This window comes from Streptomyces sp. NPDC047014 (assembly GCF_040644195.1).
Lineage (GTDB): Bacteria > Actinomycetota > Actinomycetes > Streptomycetales > Streptomycetaceae > Streptomyces.
In genome coordinates this window covers 82,105-99,731 of the sequence record NZ_JBEYVX010000002.1, presented here as the reverse complement: position 1 = coordinate 99,731, position 17,627 = coordinate 82,105, and the positions used below count along the sequence as shown (strand labels likewise).

Annotated in this window: 20 protein-coding genes; 13 read left to right on the top strand and 7 right to left on the bottom strand. The window is 74.0% G+C overall.

The window, feature by feature from the left end; all coding sequences use genetic code 11:
• Positions 1 to 60 precede the first annotated feature (60 nt).
• Entirely contained in the window at positions 61 to 1,479 is a 1,419-nt protein-coding gene (locus ABZ873_RS01660; RefSeq protein WP_360863799.1) for a chloride channel protein, read from the top strand.
• Positions 1,480 to 1,602: 123 nt separating this feature from the next.
• Here ABZ873_RS01660 and ABZ873_RS01655 read toward each other — a convergent pair whose 3' ends face one another.
• The 3 genes from ABZ873_RS01655 to ABZ873_RS01645 form a co-directional block, all read right to left on the bottom strand.
• Positions 1,603 to 2,031 (bottom strand): hypothetical protein, encoded by a 429-nt coding sequence (locus ABZ873_RS01655; RefSeq protein ID WP_360863797.1) that lies wholly within the window; start codon positions 2,029 to 2,031, stop codon positions 1,603 to 1,605.
• A 119-nt stretch (positions 2,032 to 2,150) separates the two neighbouring features.
• Positions 2,151 to 3,527: an FAD-binding oxidoreductase gene (locus ABZ873_RS01650; protein ID WP_360863795.1), complete on the bottom strand. Its 1,377-nt coding sequence runs from the start codon at positions 3,525 to 3,527 to the stop codon at positions 2,151 to 2,153.
• Positions 3,528 to 3,551: 24 nt separating this feature from the next.
• The gene (locus ABZ873_RS01645) at positions 3,552 to 3,875 is read right to left on the bottom strand and encodes a hypothetical protein (RefSeq protein ID WP_360863793.1); all 324 of its coding nucleotides are present in this window, start codon (positions 3,873 to 3,875) and stop codon (positions 3,552 to 3,554) included.
• A gap of 206 nt (positions 3,876 to 4,081) precedes the next feature.
• On the opposite strand from ABZ873_RS01645, the gene ABZ873_RS01640 reads away from it, so the two are divergent.
• The 5 genes from ABZ873_RS01640 (at position 4,082) to pucL (ending at position 8,432) form a co-directional block, all read left to right on the top strand.
• Positions 4,082 to 4,822 carry a protein phosphatase 2C domain-containing protein gene (locus tag ABZ873_RS01640; RefSeq protein WP_360863791.1) on the top strand — a complete coding sequence of 247 codons (741 nt, stop codon included), beginning with the start codon at positions 4,082 to 4,084 and terminating at the stop codon, positions 4,820 to 4,822.
• A 211-nt stretch (positions 4,823 to 5,033) separates the two neighbouring features.
• On the top strand, positions 5,034 to 5,237 hold the full coding sequence (locus tag ABZ873_RS01635; RefSeq protein WP_360863789.1) for a cold-shock protein: 204 nt from the start codon (positions 5,034 to 5,036) through the stop codon (positions 5,235 to 5,237).
• 144 nt (positions 5,238 to 5,381) lie between these two features.
• A complete protein-coding gene (locus ABZ873_RS01630) occupies positions 5,382 to 5,753 on the top strand; it encodes a hypothetical protein (RefSeq protein ID WP_360863787.1) in 372 nt (123 codons plus the stop codon).
• Between the two features lie 135 nt (positions 5,754 to 5,888).
• A complete protein-coding gene (locus ABZ873_RS01625; RefSeq protein WP_360863785.1) occupies positions 5,889 to 7,238 on the top strand; it encodes an aspartate aminotransferase family protein in 1,350 nt (449 codons plus the stop codon).
• A gap of 276 nt (positions 7,239 to 7,514) precedes the next feature.
• Positions 7,515 to 8,432 carry a factor-independent urate hydroxylase gene (gene pucL / locus ABZ873_RS01620; RefSeq protein ID WP_360863783.1) on the top strand — a complete coding sequence of 306 codons (918 nt, stop codon included), beginning with the start codon at positions 7,515 to 7,517 and terminating at the stop codon, positions 8,430 to 8,432.
• Between the two features lie 21 nt (positions 8,433 to 8,453).
• On the opposite strand, the gene ABZ873_RS01615 is transcribed toward pucL, so the two are convergent.
• Positions 8,454 to 8,927, bottom strand: coding sequence for a histidine phosphatase family protein (locus ABZ873_RS01615; RefSeq protein ID WP_360863781.1), 474 nt, complete (start codon positions 8,925 to 8,927; stop codon positions 8,454 to 8,456).
• Between the two features lie 181 nt (positions 8,928 to 9,108).
• Between ABZ873_RS01615 and ABZ873_RS01610 the strand changes: the two genes are divergently transcribed.
• The 3 genes from ABZ873_RS01610 (at position 9,109) to ABZ873_RS01600 (ending at position 10,984) form a co-directional block, all read left to right on the top strand.
• Entirely contained in the window at positions 9,109 to 9,351 is a 243-nt protein-coding gene (locus ABZ873_RS01610; RefSeq protein WP_360863779.1) for a hypothetical protein, read from the top strand.
• A 208-nt stretch (positions 9,352 to 9,559) separates the two neighbouring features.
• Positions 9,560 to 10,156 carry a class F sortase gene (locus ABZ873_RS01605; protein WP_360863777.1) on the top strand — a complete coding sequence of 199 codons (597 nt, stop codon included), beginning with the start codon at positions 9,560 to 9,562 and terminating at the stop codon, positions 10,154 to 10,156.
• A 660-nt stretch (positions 10,157 to 10,816) separates the two neighbouring features.
• Positions 10,817 to 10,984 carry a hypothetical protein gene (locus ABZ873_RS01600; RefSeq protein ID WP_360863775.1) on the top strand — a complete coding sequence of 56 codons (168 nt, stop codon included), beginning with the start codon at positions 10,817 to 10,819 and terminating at the stop codon, positions 10,982 to 10,984.
• Between the two features lie 81 nt (positions 10,985 to 11,065).
• Here the strand turns inward: ABZ873_RS01600 and ABZ873_RS01595 are convergent, their stop codons facing one another.
• The 3 genes from ABZ873_RS01595 to ABZ873_RS01585 form a co-directional block, all read right to left on the bottom strand.
• The gene (locus ABZ873_RS01595; protein WP_360863773.1) at positions 11,066 to 11,419 is read right to left on the bottom strand and encodes a hypothetical protein; all 354 of its coding nucleotides are present in this window, start codon (positions 11,417 to 11,419) and stop codon (positions 11,066 to 11,068) included.
• Between the two features lie 110 nt (positions 11,420 to 11,529).
• On the bottom strand, positions 11,530 to 11,937 hold the full coding sequence (locus ABZ873_RS01590; RefSeq protein ID WP_360863771.1) for a RidA family protein: 408 nt from the start codon (positions 11,935 to 11,937) through the stop codon (positions 11,530 to 11,532).
• 65 nt (positions 11,938 to 12,002) lie between these two features.
• Positions 12,003 to 12,533 carry an Rrf2 family transcriptional regulator gene (locus ABZ873_RS01585; RefSeq protein WP_360863770.1) on the bottom strand — a complete coding sequence of 177 codons (531 nt, stop codon included), beginning with the start codon at positions 12,531 to 12,533 and terminating at the stop codon, positions 12,003 to 12,005.
• 112 nt (positions 12,534 to 12,645) lie between these two features.
• On the opposite strand from ABZ873_RS01585, the gene ABZ873_RS01580 reads away from it, so the two are divergent.
• The 4 genes from ABZ873_RS01580 to ABZ873_RS01565 all read left to right on the top strand — a co-directional run bounded on the left by ABZ873_RS01580 (position 12,646) and on the right by ABZ873_RS01565 (position 17,588).
• A complete protein-coding gene (locus ABZ873_RS01580; protein ID WP_360863768.1) occupies positions 12,646 to 13,476 on the top strand; it encodes a hypothetical protein in 831 nt (276 codons plus the stop codon).
• Positions 13,477 to 13,557: 81 nt separating this feature from the next.
• Complete coding sequence (locus ABZ873_RS01575; RefSeq protein WP_360863766.1) at positions 13,558 to 15,555, top strand: FUSC family protein; 1,998 nt, start codon at positions 13,558 to 13,560, stop codon at positions 15,553 to 15,555.
• Positions 15,556 to 15,642: 87 nt separating this feature from the next.
• A complete protein-coding gene (locus ABZ873_RS01570; protein ID WP_360863764.1) occupies positions 15,643 to 16,350 on the top strand; it encodes a hypothetical protein in 708 nt (235 codons plus the stop codon).
• Complete coding sequence (locus tag ABZ873_RS01565) at positions 16,293 to 17,588, top strand: HAMP domain-containing sensor histidine kinase (protein WP_360863762.1); 1,296 nt, start codon at positions 16,293 to 16,295, stop codon at positions 17,586 to 17,588. Before ABZ873_RS01570 ends, ABZ873_RS01565 begins: the two co-directional genes overlap by 58 nt.
• Positions 17,589 to 17,627: the final 39 nt, after the last annotated feature.

The window sequence follows — 17,627 nt, the reverse complement described above, 5'->3', positions numbered from 1 at the left end:
GCCCGGCGGCGGAGTGCGGGATCCGGGTGGACCATCGAGGGAGCGGAAAGGAAGTGAGCCATGCCGCAGACGCGACCCGGTCCCGAACCGTCCGCAGAACCGTCCGCGGGCCAGGAGCAGCCGCAGGAGGCCACTGTGCTCCGCCAGCTCCTGCGCAGTCCCGGCTACCTCAAACTGCTGTGCCTGAGCGCCCTCATCGGCATCCCGGTCTCCCTCGCCGCCTTCTGGTTCCTGGTCGCCATCCGCCAGATGGAGACCTCGCTGTGGACGGACCTCCCCAAGTCCCTCGGCTGGGACGCCCCGCCCTGGTGGTGGCCGCTCCCGCTGCTGCTGGTCGGCGGTGTCGTCGTCGGGCTGGTCGTCACTCATATGCGGGGCGCCGGCGGCCACATCCCCGCGGGCGGCATGCAGACCGGGGGTGCCTCCGCGGGCGCGCTGCCCGGGGTCGTGCTCGCCGCCGCGGCCAGTCTGCCGCTGGGCGCGGTGCTCGGTCCCGAGGCCCCGCTGATCGCGCTGGGCGGCGGACTCGCGCTGCTGCTGCGGGACATCGCCCAGGCCCCGGCCACCCCGCAGAGCACCGTGCTCGTCGGCGCGGCCGGCGCCGGGGCGGCCATCGCCGTCATCTTCGGCAGCCCGCTGATCGCGGCGGTGCTGCTGATCGAGGTGGCGGGCGTGGGCGGGCCGCAGCTGTTCGCGGTGATGCTGCCGGCGCTGCTGTCCACCGGCGTCGGATCGCTGGTGTTCACCGGACTCGGCCGCTGGACGGGCCTGCCGACCGGCGACCTGACGCTGAAACTCTCCGGCCCCGCGCCGCACCTGGACGCCGCCGACGTGGGCTGGGCCGTGCTCATCGGGGCGGCCGTGGCCCTCGCCCTGCACCCCGTCATGCACGGCGCGCGCCTGATCGCCCGCTACGTCGTCGCGCGGCCGCTCGTACGGACCGTGCAGTGCGCGCTGGCCGCCGCGGTCTGCATCGCCCTGTTCGCGCTGATCACCGGCCGTTCCCCCGCCGACGCCGCCGGCTCCGGGCAGCAGACCCTCGCCGAGCTGACGAAGGACCCGCACGCCTGGAGCGTGGGCGCGCTGATCGCCGTACTGCTCTTCAAGGGCGCCGCCTACGCCCTCTGCCTCGGCAGCATGCGCGGCGGTCCGATCTTCCCCGCGCTGTGCCTCGGCGGGATGGCGGGCGTGCTGCTCGCGCCGCTGCCGGGGCTCGGGCTCATCCCCGCGCTGGCCGCGTGCATGGCGGCGACGGCGGCGTCCGCGATGCGGCTGCCGGTGAGTTCCGTGGTGCTGGTCGTGGTGGTGCTCGGCGGGGCGGCGATGGTGCCGGTGGTGATCCTGGCGGCGGTGGTGGCCTTCGTCGTCACCGAACTGCTGCCCGCGGGGCCGACCGTACCCTCGCTGTCCGGCCCGCACGGCGCACCCGGCGCCCCCGGCACACCCGGAGCGCCCGCCGCGCCGGCGGCCCGCCCGTAGCGGGCGGCACCACCGGCCCGACGGGCGCCGGGGGTACGGGACTTCGGGCGCGCGGCACTCGGCCGTACGGGGGCTCCCCACGCGGGGCCGGTCGCCCGGCCCCCCATCAGCCGGACGGCGACGTCAGCACTTGAGGCCGGCCGAGGCCGTCGCCGTGGCGTCCTCCAGCTGCTGGATCTGGGGCTGGAGCTGGGTGAGCGCGTCCTTGCCGGTGGTGTCGCCGGGCAGGTTCTCGTAGCCCTTCTTGAGGTTCTCGGCGGCCTGCTGCACCGCCTGGCGCTCGGCGTCCTTCATCTTCTGGGTGTTCTCCTTGACGTTCTCCCAGTCGTCCTGGACCGCGTCGACCGCGTCCTTGATCTGGTCCTTCGTCGCGTTGGCGGGGCTCAGGGCCTTGAGCTTGGCGTTGTCGGCCTTGAGGGAGTTCAGATCGGTGCACAGGTCGGCGGCGGCCTGGGTGGCCTCCTCGGCGGGGGAGCTGCTGTCGTCGGAACAGGCGCTGAGGGCGAACACCGCACTGACGCAGAGCACACCGATCACCGGCAAACGCTTCATGGGACCTTCCTCCATCGGGCACACGACTACGACGGCCACTTCGGGCTGCTACGCACTACGACTGCTACGCCAAAATATGCAGATACCGGGACATTCCGCATCCGCGTGCTCGCGCGGCGTCAGGCGGCCGGCCTGATGTTCTGGTTCATGTGGAAGAGGTTGTCCGGGTCGTACGCCCGCTTCACCTTCGCCAGACGGTCGTAGTTGCCCTTGTAGTTGGCCCGGACGCGGCTCTGGTCGTCCTCCGCCATGAAGTTGACGTAGCCGCCCTCCTCCGAATGCGGGGCGACCGCCTCGTAGTAGTCGCGCACCCAGGCGGTGTTGGCCTCGTTGGCCGCCGCGTCGGGCCACATGCCGGCGATGACGGTCGCGAAGGAGGCGTCGCGGTAGGCGAAGGCCGTCGCGTCCGCGGGGACCCGGTGGCAGGCGCCGTCGACCGGGTAGATGTGCACCGTCGAGTTGACGGCGGGCAGCAGGGGGCCGTGCGCCAGGTGCGCCTCGATCGCGGCGTCGCTCAGCTCCGTCACGAAGTTGGCCTTCCAGTAGTGCTGGAGACCGGGCGGTACGAGCGCGTCGAAGGCGCTGTTCAGCGCCGGGTACGGCATCGGGCCGACGAGCTCGGCGACCACCGGGGCGAAGTCGTGGAAGGCCCGGAAGGCGTCCTCGCCCTGCTCCAGCGGCCCGGACCAGCAGCCCACGATCAGCACGAACGGCTGCCCGTGCCGGTCCGCCGGGATGAACGGCAGCGGCGGCGCCAGCTGGAAGGCGGGGAAGGCGCCCATCTGCTCCGGCGCGTCCGCGATGTACTCGGCGAAGGAGCGCAGCACGGTGGCCCCGTCGTCCGGCTCGAAGAGCATCGGCCCGCCGTACACGTCCTTGACCGGGGCGAGCCGGAACTCGAAGGAGGTCACCGCGCCGAAGTTCCCGCCTCCGCCGCGCAGCGCCCAGAAGAGGTCGGCGTTCTGCTCCTCGTCCGCGACGACCATCCGCCCGTCCGCGGTCACCACGTCGGCCGAGATCAGGTTGTCGCAGCTCAGGCCCAGCCCGCGGCAGAGGTAGCCGATGCCGCCGCCGAGGGTGAGCCCGCCGACGCCGGTGGTGGAGATGATCCCGCCGGTGGTGGCCAGCCCGAACGCGTACGTGGCCGCGTTGAAGTCGCCCCAGGTCGCACCGCCCTCCACGCGCGCCGTGCGGCGCGCGGGATCGACGCGGACCCCGCGCATCCCGGACAGGTCGGCCACCACCCCGTCGTCGCAGGTGCCGAAGCCGGGCACGCTGTGCCCGCCGCCGCGCACCGCGAGGTCCAGGCCGTTCTCCCGGGCGTGGTCGACGGCGGCCATGACATCGCCCGCGTGGGCGCAGCGCACCACGGCCGCCGGCTTCTTGTCGATCATGGCGTTGTGGACCGTGCGCGCCTCGTCGTAGAGGTCGTCGCCGGGCGTGAGCACCGCCCCGCGCGTCCGTTCGCGCAACCCGTCAACAGCGATCCTGCCCATGGCCATCGCTCCTCGTACCGCGTACTACTCGCCCTCTCCCCCCTCCCCCTGGGACCCGAGGTGGCTGAATCCCACCTCGAACCGCTCGACCGAGACGATGCTCTGGCCCTCGCGCCGGGCCGTCTCCTCGCGGATCCGGGTGCCGGTCTCCTCGCTCTCCAGCATGGCCCGCTCGTCCTCCCAGAGCGTCAGCGACCTGGCCTCGCCCGTGGACCGGTCGACGAGGTAGTACACGCCACGGAAGCCGGGTACGTCCTGCACCTGCCGGACGATCTCCTGCGCGTGCGCGCTCAGGTCCCCCTCGGCGGGGACGGGCGATCCCTGGTAGGTGCTCAGCCGTGCGAACATCTGCGGCCTTCCTTCCCTCGGCCGGTCCGCCGGTCGGGGGACAGGCGGCCTCACGACCAGCGTCCTCCGGCAGCCCGCGCGGCGCATGCCGGAGCGGCGCCACAATGGAGTCGGGGGACGCGACTCCCGTCGCCGCGGTGGTTGCCGCTGCCGCTGCCGCTGCCGTTGCTGTTGCCGTTGCTTTCGCGGAGAGGCGGTACGCCGAGGTGCCGTACATAGCTGTGACCGCCCTGAGCCATGTCGGGCTGGTCCGCGCGCACAACGAGGACAGCCTCGCCGTGGGGCCGTGGACGCTGTGCGGGACCGTGACCCAGAATCCGCAGACCCTGGTGTTCCCCTTCGGCCGGCCGCTGCTCGTGGCGGTCGCGGACGGGCTCGGCGGCCAGCCGGCAGGGGAGGTGGCCAGCGAGCTCGTGGTACGCCAGCTCTCCTCGCTCGGCGCCTCGCTGGACGGGGAGGAGGCCGTCGGGGACGCGCTGAACCTCTGCAACGAGGCCGTGTACGCGGCCGCCGAGGGCCGTCCGGACCTGGCGACCATGGGGACCACGGTCGCGGGGACCCTCGTCCTCGCGGAATCGCTGCTGGCCTTCAACGTCGGCGACAGCAAGGTGTTCCACGCGGCCCGGGAGGGCCTGCGCCAGCTGAGCGTGGACGACAGCCCGCCGCCCGCGCCCGGGCACCGTACGACCTCGGCGGTCACCCAGACGCTCGGCGGCAGCCGCGGCCGGCGGCCGATCGCGCCGCACATCGAGACCTTCGCGGTGTCCGAGGGCGACCGCTACCTGGTGTGCAGCGACGGGCTCACCGACCCGGTGCCCGGGGAGACCATCGCGGAGCTGCTGCGGGTGCACGACGACGGCCGGGCCGCCTTCGAACTGTGGAGGGCGGCGATCGACGCGGGCGGGCCGGACAACATCACGCTGGCGCTGGTCCGGATAGGCGTCTGACCCGGAAATTATTCATACGATATTCCTTTCGCCCCGCTCAGATATACCCATGACCGGAGCGGGAATTATCGGCACGGAATTGGTTCCGGGCCCGCCGGTTTTCCCTGTGCTACGGTGACGGACGTTGCAGTTGTAGTGCCAGAAAACTTACAAGTGCTCTTACCGGATGGGCCGGTGAGCTCACTTTTCCTTTCCCCAGAGGAGAACGCGCATGGCTTCCGGAACCGTGAAGTGGTTCAACGCGGAAAAGGGCTTCGGCTTCATCGAGCAGGAGGGCGGGGGCGCGGACGTCTTCGCCCACTACTCCAACATCGCCACTTCCGGCTACCGCGAGCTCCAGGAAGGCCAGAAGGTCACCTTCGACGTCACGCAGGGCCACAAGGGCCCGCAGGCCGAGAACATCGTTCCCGCCTGACGCGTCCGCCGACGGCAAGGGGCCGGTGCCCGCACTCTCCGTGCGGGCACCGGCCCCTTCGCGTGGGCCGTGGTCCGTCCGCCGCCGGCCGTCCTGCGCACAAGCACCGCCGGGGCCCGAGCGCGCTTGCTAGAGTCCCTGCCCATGTCGATCCCTGACGACCTGCTCGTCGACCTCGCCGCCACGGTCGAGTCGGAGCAGACCAATCAGATGTCCCTGACCGTCGTCGTCCACGGCGCCGTCATCACCGGCCGGCTCGCCCCCGAGAGCGTCTGGCGCCAGCGGGTGGCCGAGGTCCTCCAGGACTCCGAACGGCTCGGGCCGTTCGCCAAGGTGTTCAGCTCCCCGGAAGGCGGCGCCAGACCGCCCGCCGGACCACCCTCGCACCTGCACTTCCACGTGGCGCGCATCCTCCAGGGCACCCTGGGCATCCCCGAGACCGGCGGGATGTACCGGATCGCGCTGGCCGACGTCGACGCGTGGACCGTCGGAGATTTCAGCTACTCCGACAAGTAGCCCCGAGCCCCCGCCCAGCATCCCCGCCCGTCTGCCTCACCCGTATCCGGTGGGCGGCCCCGGCCGCCCACCGCCCGGGGCTGCGCGTTGGCGCACCCCGGCCGTGTCCACATGCCGGACGTCTACTCTCGTTCCATGAACGCAGCAGCCGATGCCCTCGCGACCGTGAAAGACGCTGACCGGAAGCACGTCTTCCACTCCTGGTCGGCACAGGAGCTCATCGACCCGCTCGCCGTGGCCGGCGCCGAGGGCTCGTACTTCTGGGACTACCAGGGCAACCGCTACCTCGACTTCTCCAGCGCCCTCGTCTACACCAACATCGGCTACCAGCACCCCAAGGTGACCGCCGCCGTCCAGGAGCAGGCCGCCCGGCTGACCACCGTCGCGCCCGGATTCGCCGTGGACGTGCGCTCCGAGGCGGCGCGGCTGATCGCCGAGCGCACCCCCGGCGACCTCGACAAGATCTTCTTCACCAACGCCGGCGCCGAGGCCGTCGAGAACGCCGTCCGCATGGCCCGGCTGCACACCGGCCGCCCCAAGGTGCTGTCCGCGTACCGCTCGTACCACGGCGCCACCTCCGCCGCGATCAACCTGACCGGCGACGCCCGCCGCTTCGGCAACGACTCCGCGACCGCCGGCGTCGTGCGCTTCTGGGGGCCCTTCGCCTACCGCTCGCCCTTCTACGCGGCGGACGAGGCCGAGGAGTGCGAGCGCGCGCTGCGCCATCTGGAGGACACCATCGTCTTCGAGGGCCCGCAGTCGGTGGCCGCGGTCATCCTGGAGACCGTCGGCGGAGCCCCCGGTGTGCTCGTCCCGCCGCCTGGCTACCTGCCCGGCGTACGGGAGATCTGCGACCGCCACGGCATCGTTCTGATCCTCGACGAGGTCATGGTCGGCTTCGGCCGGACGGGCAGGTGGTTCGCCGCCGAGCACTGGGGGGTGACCCCGGACCTGCTGTGCTTCGCCAAGGGCGTGACCAGCGGCTATGTCCCGCTCGGCGGGGTCGCCATCTCGGCGGAGATCGCCGCGACCTTCGCCCGCCGGCCCTACCCGGGCGGGCTGACGTACTCCGGGCACGTGCTGGCCTGCGCCGCGGCCGTCGCCACCATCGGGGTGATGGAGGAGGAAGGCATCGTCGAGCGGTCGGCCCGTACCGGCAGCGAGCTGCTGGGCCCCGGACTGCGCGCGCTCGCCGCGCGGCACCCCTCGGTCGGCGAGGTCCGCGGGCTGGGCACCTTCTGGGCGCTGGAACTCGTACGGAACAGGGAGACCCGCGAGCCGCTGGTGCCCTACAACGCCTCCGGCGCCGACAACGCCCCCATGGCCGAGTTCGGGGCGGCCTGCCGCAAGGGCGGGCTGTGGCCGCTGCTCGCGGGCAACCGGATCCACATCGCGCCGCCCTGCAACATCTCGGCCGAGGACGTGGCCAAGGGGCTCGCCGTCCTCGACGAGGCCCTGGCGGTGGCGGACACGCACACGGTCTGACCTGCGGTTCTGTGGGGTCGCCCAAGGTGTCGGTGCTGGTGTTCGGATGATTCGTCCGGTGATCGGGGCGCCGAACCCGTGCTGCAATCCGTGCAGGCCGTCCAGCACCACAAGGCCGAGCACCTACGGACCGGGATGCACGTCAGTCCCGGGGCGGCCCCTCGGGGCCGAACGGCGGGGAGCGGGCCCCACTCCACGGAGCGGACCGCTGGACGCCGGGCGTACGGGATCCAGATGAACGGACTCCGTGTTCCCGAGTACCCGAAGGAAGTCAGCATGAGCAAGCACGTCCTGGCCCAGAACCAGTACGGCAAGGCCGAGAACCGCATCGTGAAGGTCACCCGCAAGGGCAACGACGGGTCCTGGCACGAGATCCGCGACCTCAACGTCTCCGTCGCGCTGCGCGGTGAGTTCCGCGACGTCCACCTGACCGGCGACAACGCCAACTGCCTGCCGACCGACACCACCAAGAACACCGTGTACGCCTTCGCCAAGGAGCACGGCGTCGCCTCCCCCGAGGCGTTCGGCATCCTCCTCGCCAAGCACTTCGTCTCCTCCCAGCAGCCCATCCGCGAGGCGCAGATCCGCATCGAGGAGTTCGCCTGGGAGCGGATCCCCGTCCCCACCCGCAAGGAGCAGCACTCCTTCGCCCTCAAGGGCCAGGAGGTGCGCACCGCGCAGATCACCTACAGCGAGACCAGCGGCCTCCAGGTCATCTCGGGGCTCAAGGACCTGACGGTGATGAACTCGACGAACTCCGAGTTCCACGGCTACATCAAGGACCGGTACACCACCCTCAAGGAGGCGTACGACCGCATCCTGGCGACCAAGGTGACCGCGCGCTGGGCGCATTCGGCGCTCGCCGCCGACGACGCCGGCCACGACTGGGACCAGTCGTACAAGAAGGTCCGCAAGCACCTGCTGGAGGCGTTCGCCGAGACGTACTCCTACTCCCTCCAGCAGACCCTGAACCAGATGGCCGAGCGGGTGCTCGACCACTGCCCCAAGGTCAACGAGGTGCGCCTGAACCTCCCGAACAAGCACCACTTCCTCGTGGACCTGGAGCCCTTCGGCCTCAAGAACGAGAACGAGGTCTACTTCGCGGCCGACCGCATGTACGGCCTGATCGAGGGGACCATCCACCGGGACGGTGTGCGGCCGGTCATCGCGACCTCCGACTGGATCGTCGCCTGACCGGTACGCCGTCCCCCCGGCCTACGCCGTCCACGCGCCCTCCGGCCCCTCCTCGGGCCGGCCCACCAGCAGGTTCCAGCGGCCCGACCGGCCGGTGAGGGTGGTCACCGACTCCGGCCGCACGTCGAGCCGCCAGAACGCGGCCGAAGGCAGCTCCAGGGCGTGCACCACCGCCGCCCGTACGACGGCCTGCCCGACCACGAGCCGGTGCGTGCCCGGGGGCAGCGCGGCCAGCGCCGCGCCCGCCCGGGCGGTCAGCGCGGCCACGGACTCGCCGCCCGGCGGGGCGTAGCCGGGATCCGTCAGCCAGGCGTGGACCGCCTCCGGCTCCCGTGCCGCGACCTCGTCCAGGGTCAGCCCCGTCCAGGCGCCGTGGTCGAGGCCGCGCAGCCCGTCGTGGCCGGGGCAGGGCAGCGGGGCGGCGAAACGGCCCTGGCGGGCGGCCTCGTCCAGGGCGGGCCGGACGAGGTGGACACGGACCAGCGGGGTCTTCATGGGGGGAGCGTAGGCGCCGCGCTTCTCGCCGCTGTCGCGGGCCCCCTGGAGGGGACCGGGCCCGCCGTAGACGAGTTTCGGCCTGCTCCCCGGTTTTCTAGCCGAACGGGCCCTTGTGCCCGACCCCGCACCCAAGGAGGCTGTGCAGCCCACGAGTTGAGATGAAGGGGGCCGGTAGTCCATGGCGACGGCGATCAGGGAATGGCGGGGCTGGACGGGTGCCGCCCCGTTCTGGCTGAATTCGTTCCTGCTGCTCCTGGCCCCTTGCTGCGCCGTCACCCTGTTCGGCCAGATCGGCGTCATCGCCGCTCTGGCCGCGCTGGGCGGCCTGGCCCGCCACCTCTGGTACGGGGACTACGGGCACCCGGCCGTGCATCTCGCGGCCGCGCTGATGGGGGCGGGCACCGCCGCCGTCGTCCTGTAACCCTCGGGGCTCACCCGTTCGGGCGTAGCCCGGCCGCCGCCGGGCGGCCGCGCGCCGACCCGCCGCGAGCTGGGAAGACTCCGCGTTCGTGCGGGCGCGTCCCCGTGACCTGGGGGCCCTCCCCCGTGTTTCACGGGATGCCGATGGGCAGAGGAGGTGTCCACTGCTCACATGACCCGGCCGCCCGAGCCGGACAGGAGGGAATCCCATGCCCCGCGCCCAGTGGGTCGTCGCCTCGCTGACGGTGGCTCTGCTGTCCACCACCGTCGTGGCGTTGCAGCGCACGGAGGGGGCCGGACCCGCGGCCGCGACCACCGACGACGCGCTGCCCTCCCGGGCCCTGGGCCTGTCGGGGCACCGCCGGCTCGTCCGGGAACTGGAGCTGGGCGAGCAGGAGCGCGCCCGGACCGTCCGCCCGCCGCAGGGGGCCGGGGGCCCGCTGCGGACGGTCAGCGGGCCCCTGCGCTCCGCGCGGCCGCTGCGGCTGCGGATCCCGAGCCTCGGGGTGGACGTACCGCTGGGCGGCGGCCGCGAGGGGGTCTCCTGGGACGCCGACGGTCCGGCGCCCGGGGCGGCCGGGACCGCGGTGGTCACCGGGGACGGGCTGCCGCTGGGCGAGCTGCGGCGGGGCCGGACGATCGAGATCCCGCGCGCGGACCGCCGTACGGCCGTGTTCACCGTCGTACGGGTCTCCCCCGGGCCGGCGTCGGCGCCGGAGGAGCGGCCGGGGCGGGCCCAACTGCGGCTGATCGGCGGGGAGACCGCCGTACTGGCCCGGCTGACGGGGCATCGCGTCAGCGGCTGATCCGGGCGGCCGGGGTGCCCGGGGTGACGGGCTGTCAGCCGTCGGGGGTGTTTTCGTCCCCCGGTCGGGGGCTTCTCGGGCCCCGCCGGAGAGTCGCGCCGCGGAGCGGGGCACATCTGCCGCATGACCTGGAGGCGATCCGCACGGACGGCACTGACCAGGGCGCTGACCGCGGCCTGTGTCGTGCTGCTGTGCGTGTTCGGCGCCGGTCCGGCGGGCGCCGCGGCCGCGGCTGATCACCGGCCCGCCTCCGCGCTTCCCGCGGCCCCTGGCGGGCCGGGAGCGCCGGGCGCGCCGGGCGCGCCCGCGGCGCCCGCCGAGCCTGGGGCCCCGGCCGAACCGGCGGAGCCGCGGGTACCGGCCGAGCCCGCCGAGGGGCCGTCGGATCCGGCGGCCGATCCCGAGGCACGGGCGGCCGTCCGGGCGGCCGGGCGCGGGGTGAGCGGCGTACGCCGGGCCCCGCTGACGATGTTTCACGTGAAACACGAGGACGGCCCGCGGTGCGGGCCCTTCCCGGAGCCGGGCGCGCCGGGCGCGTCCGCGCGGGCGGTGCGGAGTGTGGTCCTGCGCTGCTGAGCGGCCCCGGGGCCCGGTTCGCGCAGCGAGCCCGGTCCCCCGCGCGCAGCCCCCACACCCCCCTGAGCACCGTGAGGTTCCGCCATGCCCATCGACCCGTACGCCGCACTGAACGCCATGCTCCGCGCCGAGGCCGCCCGCTTCTCCCCGCCGGTCCGGCAGACCGAGCCCGCCACCACGGCGAAGATCCCCGATACGGCCGCGGAGGAGGACGCCGAGCCGCAGCACGGCGCGGTGGCCGTCCGCCCGTAGCGCGGGGCCGTACGCATACGGGACCGGCCCGGCCGCATCGCGCGGCCGGGCCGGTCCCGTTGCTCCCGTCGGCCCTCCGGGTCAGTTCTCGTGGGTGTAGTAGCGGTAGAAGGCGGTGGCGCCGACGCCCACCGCGACCGCCAGGCCGATCACGACCGACTTGAGGATGGACTCGTCGGTCAGGCTGTGGAGGTAGCCCACGGCGATACCGCCGAAGGCCCCGTAGGCGGCGGCGTGCGCCTCGCGCATCAGCCGCGGCCCGATGCGCGCCAGTCCGAACATGATCCCGGCGAAGACCAGGCCGCACAGGATCCCGAAGAGGACATTGGCGACCGTCACCGGGCCCGTCTGCCGCTCGATGAAGGCCGCCCAGACTCCGTAGACCAGTCCGAGGAGCAGGGGCCGCACATAGGCGCCCTTGCTCAGGTGGGTCATGTCCGCAGACCGCCGGTGCCGCCCGGGGGCAGCGGGTGCCGCGTGTGCCATGGCGGGCTCCTCTCTCCCATCATCCAGGGCACACCCGCCGCCACCGCGCGGCAAGTGGATCAGCGGTGGTCGGAGGGGCGGACCGCCACGGCGTCGATCTCGAAGAGCATCCCGGGCAGGGCGAGGGAGGCCACGCCGATCAGGGTCTGGGCGGGCAGGTCGGTGCCCCAGGTGCCCTGCAGGTGCTTGAGGAGCACCGCCAGCTTCGCCTGGTCGTGGCCGACGACGTACGTGCCGATGCGGACCACGTCGGTGGGGCCGAGGCCGACCGAGGCGAGGGCCGTGCGGAGGTTGAGGAACGCCTGCTCGACCTGGGCGGCGAAGTCGTCGGAGACGACGTGGCCGCTCTCGTCGGAGCCGTACTGGCCGGCTATGAAGACCTGCTCGCCGGGGGCGGAGACGATATGGCTGTAGCCGAAGTTGGTCGGGTTGTGGAGACCTGCCGGGTTGATGATGCTGCGCGTCATGCCGAACTCCCTGTGTCCGTTGCGGTGTCGGTGTCGGTGCGTCTGCGTGCGTGTGCGTACGAGCGTCATGGCGCGGCGAGCCAGGCGCGCAGGCGGGCCGGGGCCTCGGGGGCCTGCCGTTCCGCCTGCCGCCGGATCTCGTCGAGGTTCTGCGCGGCCAGGGCCCTGCGCCAGGCCAGGTCCGCCCGGCCCATGGCGTGGGCGATGGCGCAGTCCGCCCCGCCGCCCTCCGGACCGCCGCCTTCCGGCCCGCCGCCTTCCAAGCCGTTGTCGGGCGCGTCCTCCGGGCCGGTGGCCGCGCCGGGGCCCTGGCGCCGGATCTCCAGGCACCGGAAGGCGTCCTCCGGTCCCTCGACGGCGGCGACCACGTCCATGAGGGAGATGGTGTCGAGCGGACGGGCCAGCCGGAACCCCCCGCGCGGGCCGGGGCTGGAGGTGAGGATGCCCGCCCTGGCCAGGGCCTGGAGCTGCTTGTTCAGGTAGGCCGCGGGCAGGTCGTGCCAGGCGGCGAGCCGCGCCGCCGGGACGGCCCGGTCCGGCCCGCTCCAGGCCAGGTTGACGCAGCTGTGCAGCGCCCACTCGACTCCCTCGCCCATCCTCATATCCTGGATATTAGATGTCCAGGATATTTCCCGGCAAGGAGGCGTCGGCCACCCGACCGCAGCAACCCCGCTCGCGCCCGCCCGCCTGCCCGCTTTCCCTGGTGACGTGCGCACCATCCTGTCGGCGGTACTCATCGTGCTCGTGACCCTGCTCGTGCCCGCGAGCGCCGTCGCGTACTGGGCCGACCGCGAACTGGGCGACGCCGACCGCTACACCGCGGCCATGGCCCCCCTCGCGGAGGACCCGGCCGTGCAGGAGGTCGTCGTCACCCAGACCGCGCGCGCCCTGTCCGGGCAGATCGACGTGGGCCCCTTCCAGTCCGGCGTGGACGCCCTGCTCGGCGATGCTCTGCGCTCCTTCGCCGGCACCCCCGCCTACCGCACCGCCTGGGACGCGGCCAACCGCGCCGCCCACGCGGCCTTCCTCGACGCGCTCACCACCGGCCACGGCAACGCCGTCACCATCGACCTCGCCCCCGTCGTGGCCAGCATCAAGAGCGAACTCGTCGCCGACGACGTGCCCTTCGCGGACCGCATCCCGGTGAGCGAGCGGCTGTCCGTGGAGGTCATGGAGTACGACAACCTCGGCGCCCTCCGGAAAGGCTTCCGCATGCTCCAGATCGCCGGCGTCTGGCTCCCCGTCCTGACCCTGCTCCTGGCCGCGACGGCCATCGCGGTCGCCGTCCACCGGCGGCGCGCCGTCCTGGCCACCGGGCTGGGGCTGGCGGTCGGGGCCGTGCTGCTGTGGATCACGGTGGCCGTGTGCCGCAGGCTGACCCTCGACGATCTGCCCGCCGACATCGACCGGGCCGCGGCCGGCGCCGTCTACGACGCCCTCACCGCCTTCCTGCGCACCACCGCCTGGGTGGTGCTGGTGGCGGGGCTCGTCGCGGCGCTGGCCGCATGGGTGAGCGGACGGGTGCGCCGCACCCCATAAGCTCGGAAGGTACCGACCCGCGTAGAACTGCGCGGAACAGACCGGAAGAACCGATTCGCGAGCAGCGGCACGGAAGCGGGAATGAGCACCGAACGCACCGAACACACGGCGGCGCGGCGCGCCCGGCACCATCCGCTGGCCCCGCCCGCCTGGCTGCTGCGGGGGCTGAAACCGACCACCGCCCCGGTCCCCTGGGCCGCCGCGGGGCGCGCGGCGGTGGCCATGGCCGTCCCGCTCGCCGTCGGCTTCGCCCTGGACGAGCCCGAGTACGGCGCCCTCGCCTCCATGGGCGCCCTGTCCGGGGTCATCGGGGACACCGCCGACGCCTACCGGATGCGCGTCCTCAACATCGCCGTCCCCCAGTGCTTCGGCGCGGTCGGCGTGGCCCTGGGCACCCTGGTCTACGGGCACGGCTGGCTGGCCGTCGGCGCGCTCACCCTGATCGCCCTGGTCTCCGGGATGATCTCCTCCATCGGCACGGTCGCCTCCGTCTCCGGGCTGCTGCTCCTGCTCAACGCCGTGGTCGGCGCCGGGCTGCCGCTCCCGCGGCCCTGGTGGACGGCGCCGCTGCTGCTGGCCGCGGGCGGGCTGTTCGTGCTCGCGCTGACCCTGCTCGGCTGGCCGCTGCGCGGACGCCGGCCCGAGCGCGCCGCCGTCGCCGCCACCTACCGGGCCCTCGCCGACACCCTGGAGGCCGCCGGGGGCCCCGCCGAGGTCTACGACGAGCGCCGCCGGGAGGTCACCCGGGCCCTCAACCAGGCGTACGACCTGATCCTGGGCCGCCGGGCGCGCGTGCACGGCCGCAGCCCCTCGCTGGTGCGGATGCTGTCCCAGCTCAATGTGGTGATCCCGCTGGTCGAGGCCGCGCCCGCCGCCCACCTGCGCGGACGGCCGCTGCCGCCCGGGATCCCGGCCGCCGTGCGGGAGCTGGCCGCCGCCGTCGAGGAGGGCCGCACCACCGCGCCCGTCCTGGACCTGCCGGAGGCGCACACCCCCGCCGAGCGGGCCGTGGACGCCGCGCTGCGGCACGCCGCCGCGACCGTGCCGCTGGCCGCGCCGGACCCGTACAACGTCGACGACCGCCTCGGCAGGCCCGCCGCGCTGCGGGTGCGGGCCCGGCGGATCGTGCGCGACATGATGCTGTCCGAGGCGTCCTGGCGGTACGGGCTGCGGCTCGCGCTGTGCATCGGGCTCGCGCAGGCCCTCGTATCGGTGGTCGAGGTGGAGCGCTCCTACTGGATCGCCCTCACGGTCACCTTCGTCCTCAAGCCGGACTTCGGCTCGGTGTTCTCCCGGGCGGTGCTGCGCGCCGTCGGCACCGCGCTGGGCCTGGTGGTGGCCGCCGCCGTGCTCGCCGAGGTGCCGCGCGGGTGGTGGGACGTACCGGTGATCATGGTGCTGGGGGCGCTGATCCCGGTCTTCTCCGCCAAGGGGTACGCCTTCCAGACCGCCGCGATCACCCCGGTGATCCTGCTGCTCTCGGACCTCCTCAACCACCAGGGCTTCGACCTGATCCGGCCCCGGCTGATCGACAGCCTCATCGGCTGCGCCATCACCCTCGTCGCCGGCTATCTGCTGTGGCCCGAGAGCTGGCACACCCGGATCGGCGACCGGCTCGCCGACACCGTGGACGACACCGCCCGCTATCTGGAACGGGCCTTCGCCCCGGCCCCCGACGAGGCCGCCCTGGCCGCCGCGCGCACCGCCCGACTCCAGGCCCGGCGGCGCATCTACCGGGACCTGTCCGGGGTGCGCAGCGAGTTCCAGCGGGCCCTGACCGAGCCGCCGCCCACGGGCACCCGGGCCGCCGCCTGGTGGCCGCTGGTGGTCGCCGTCGAGCGGATCGTGGACGCCACCACGGCCGCGCGGGTCCGGGTCAACCACGGGGCCGAGCCGCCCGCCGCCGAGGAGGTCGAGGCGATCGCCCGGCAGCTGCGGGAGCTGGCCGCCCGGGTGCGCAGCAGCACCGTCCCGGTCCGGGGCGAGGGGGAGGCGGAGGGCGAAGGGACGAGCGTACTGGCGCCCGTCCGCCAGGAGGTCGCCGCCGCCCGGGGCATCACCCGGCCCGAGGAGAACTGACCGGAGCGGTCCGCGCCCGCGCGCGGCGGTCCCCCGAACGGGCCACCGCCCCGGGCCGCGCCGGGCCGGACGGGGGAGCATCGGAGCATGCACCGCGCCCCGGCCGCCACGGCCCTCGCCCTCCTCCTCGGGGCGACGGGGTGCGCCGACGTGGAAGGGCTCCAGAGCGAGGGCGACCGGGGCACCGTGCACGCCCCCCGGACCCTGTGGAAGGACATCCGCCCGGCCCCGCCCGACGCGGCCGAGCGGCCGGGCACCGCCGCCGTGGTCCCGGGCCTGCCCAAGGTGCGCGGGCTGGACCTGAGCACGGTCGACGCGCTCGACGTGGTGCGGGCCGATGTCGCCTCCGCCGTGGCCCAGGACGGCGGGACCGGGCGGCTCGTCGACCCGCGCGCCCCCCAGCGGCTCGCGCTCTGCACACAGGCTGTGGACGGCGGGCCCGACTGCCCCGTGCGCCCCGCCGTGCTCCACGACCTCACCGGCAACGGCCGCGACGAGCTGATCACCGCCGTCGACCTCGACGGCCGGCTCAGCGAGCTGCGCGTCTACACCGTCCGGGACGACGGCAGCATCGCCCGGATCCTGTCCCGCCGGGCCGTGCTGGAGGGGGTGGAGGTGGCCGCCGAGCACCTGGCGGTCCGCGAGCCCACCACGAACCCGAAGTACGTCTCCGTCTCCGACTACGTGTGGGACCCGCGGGCCGGGATCATGAACCTGAGCCAGCTCACCCTCGACGAATGCCCCGGCACCGGCCAGACCCCGTCGAGCGCGAACGGCACCCGATGCGCGCGCTGAGCAGCCTGCGCTGGAAGATCGCCCTCACCACCACGGCCGTCTGCTGCGCGGTGGCCGCCGCGCTCGGGATCCTCGTGCACAACGTGGTGGCCCGGCAGATCGTCGGCGAGGTCCGCAAGGCGGCCGACGCGGACCTGGACCACGCCCTCGGCCACTACGAGTACGGCACCGCGCACGGCGACGTGGCCTCCGCCCTGGACCCGCCCGGCCTGCCCGGCCCGCTGCGGGCGCTGGTGGCCCGCGGGCAGACCGGCAGCATGGTCGGCGAGCAGGACGGCAAGCCCGTGATGTGGGCCGCCGGGCCCGCCGACGGCAAGGCCCTGGCGGTGTGGATCCCCTTCGGCAGCACCCGCGACCGGCTGCGGGACATCGACACCGCGATCCTCGCCTCGGCGGCCCTGGCCGCCGGGGCGGTGGCGCTCGCCGGGCTGTTCCTCGCCGACCGGATCAGCCGGCGCCTCGCCACCACCGCCGCCGTGGCCCGCCGGATCAGCGCCGGGGACCTGGACGCCCGGGTGGGCTTCCCCGCCGGGAAGGCCCAGGGGCGCTCCCGGGACGAGGTACGGGACGTGGCGCGGGCCCTGGACACCATGGCGGCCTCGCTCCAGGAGCGGCTGGAGGCCGAGAAGCGGTTCACGGCCGATGTGGCGCACGAGCTGCGCACCCCGCTGACCGGCTCACTGGCCGCGGCGGACCTGCTGCCCGAGGGCCGCCCCAAGGAGATGATCAACGACCGGCTCAAGGCCATGCACCTGCTCACCGAGGACCTGCTGGAGATCTCCCGGCTGGACGCGGGCGTCGAACGGGCCGACCTGGACCGGGTGGAGCTGGGCCGGGCCGTGCGGCGGGCCGTGGAGGGCGACGGCCCCGATGCCTCGGTGCGGGTGGTGCGCGACGCGACCGTGCTCACCGACCGGCGGCGGCTGGACCGGATCCTGGCGAACCTCCTGGTCAACGCGCACAAGCACGGGCTGCCGCCGGTGGAGGTCACGGTGGAGGGCCCGGTGGTGACGATCCGCGACCACGGGCCGGGCTATCCGCCCGAGTTGATCGAGCACGGCCCGCAGCGGTTCCGTACCGGGGAGCCGGGGCGCGGGCGCGGCCATGGGCTGGGGCTGACGATCGCGAGCGGGCAGGCGGCGGTGCTGGACATCGCGCTGAGCTTCGCCAACGCGCCGGACGGGGGCGCGCTGACGACGCTGCGGCTGCCCGTCGGGCGGCTGCCGGAGGGCAGTTGACGGCGGCCGGCGACCGCCCGCGGCGCCGGGCCGTGCTCC

Coding starts and splice junctions, on each gene's coding strand:
- ABZ873_RS01660 (WP_360863799.1), top strand. CDS start 61: ATGCCGCAGACGCGACCCGGTCCCGAACCGTCCGCAGAACCGTCCGCG.
- ABZ873_RS01655 (WP_360863797.1), bottom strand. CDS start 2,031: ATGAAGCGTTTGCCGGTGATCGGTGTGCTCTGCGTCAGTGCGGTGTTC.
- ABZ873_RS01650 (WP_360863795.1), bottom strand. CDS start 3,527: ATGGGCAGGATCGCTGTTGACGGGTTGCGCGAACGGACGCGCGGGGCG.
- ABZ873_RS01645 (WP_360863793.1), bottom strand. CDS start 3,875: ATGTTCGCACGGCTGAGCACCTACCAGGGATCGCCCGTCCCCGCCGAG.
- ABZ873_RS01635 (WP_360863789.1), top strand. CDS start 5,034: ATGGCTTCCGGAACCGTGAAGTGGTTCAACGCGGAAAAGGGCTTCGGC.
- ABZ873_RS01630 (WP_360863787.1), top strand. CDS start 5,382: ATGTCGATCCCTGACGACCTGCTCGTCGACCTCGCCGCCACGGTCGAG.
- ABZ873_RS01625 (WP_360863785.1), top strand. CDS start 5,889: ATGAACGCAGCAGCCGATGCCCTCGCGACCGTGAAAGACGCTGACCGG.
- pucL (WP_360863783.1), top strand. CDS start 7,515: ATGAGCAAGCACGTCCTGGCCCAGAACCAGTACGGCAAGGCCGAGAAC.
- ABZ873_RS01615 (WP_360863781.1), bottom strand. CDS start 8,927: ATGAAGACCCCGCTGGTCCGTGTCCACCTCGTCCGGCCCGCCCTGGAC.
- ABZ873_RS01610 (WP_360863779.1), top strand. CDS start 9,109: ATGGCGACGGCGATCAGGGAATGGCGGGGCTGGACGGGTGCCGCCCCG.
- ABZ873_RS01605 (WP_360863777.1), top strand. CDS start 9,560: ATGCCCCGCGCCCAGTGGGTCGTCGCCTCGCTGACGGTGGCTCTGCTG.
- ABZ873_RS01600 (WP_360863775.1), top strand. CDS start 10,817: ATGCCCATCGACCCGTACGCCGCACTGAACGCCATGCTCCGCGCCGAG.
- ABZ873_RS01595 (WP_360863773.1), bottom strand. CDS start 11,419: ATGACCCACCTGAGCAAGGGCGCCTATGTGCGGCCCCTGCTCCTCGGA.
- ABZ873_RS01590 (WP_360863771.1), bottom strand. CDS start 11,937: ATGACGCGCAGCATCATCAACCCGGCAGGTCTCCACAACCCGACCAAC.
- ABZ873_RS01585 (WP_360863770.1), bottom strand. CDS start 12,533: ATGGGCGAGGGAGTCGAGTGGGCGCTGCACAGCTGCGTCAACCTGGCC.
- ABZ873_RS01575 (WP_360863766.1), top strand. CDS start 13,558: ATGAGCACCGAACGCACCGAACACACGGCGGCGCGGCGCGCCCGGCAC.
- ABZ873_RS01570 (WP_360863764.1), top strand. CDS start 15,643: ATGCACCGCGCCCCGGCCGCCACGGCCCTCGCCCTCCTCCTCGGGGCG.
- ABZ873_RS01565 (WP_360863762.1), top strand. CDS start 16,293: ATGCCCCGGCACCGGCCAGACCCCGTCGAGCGCGAACGGCACCCGATG.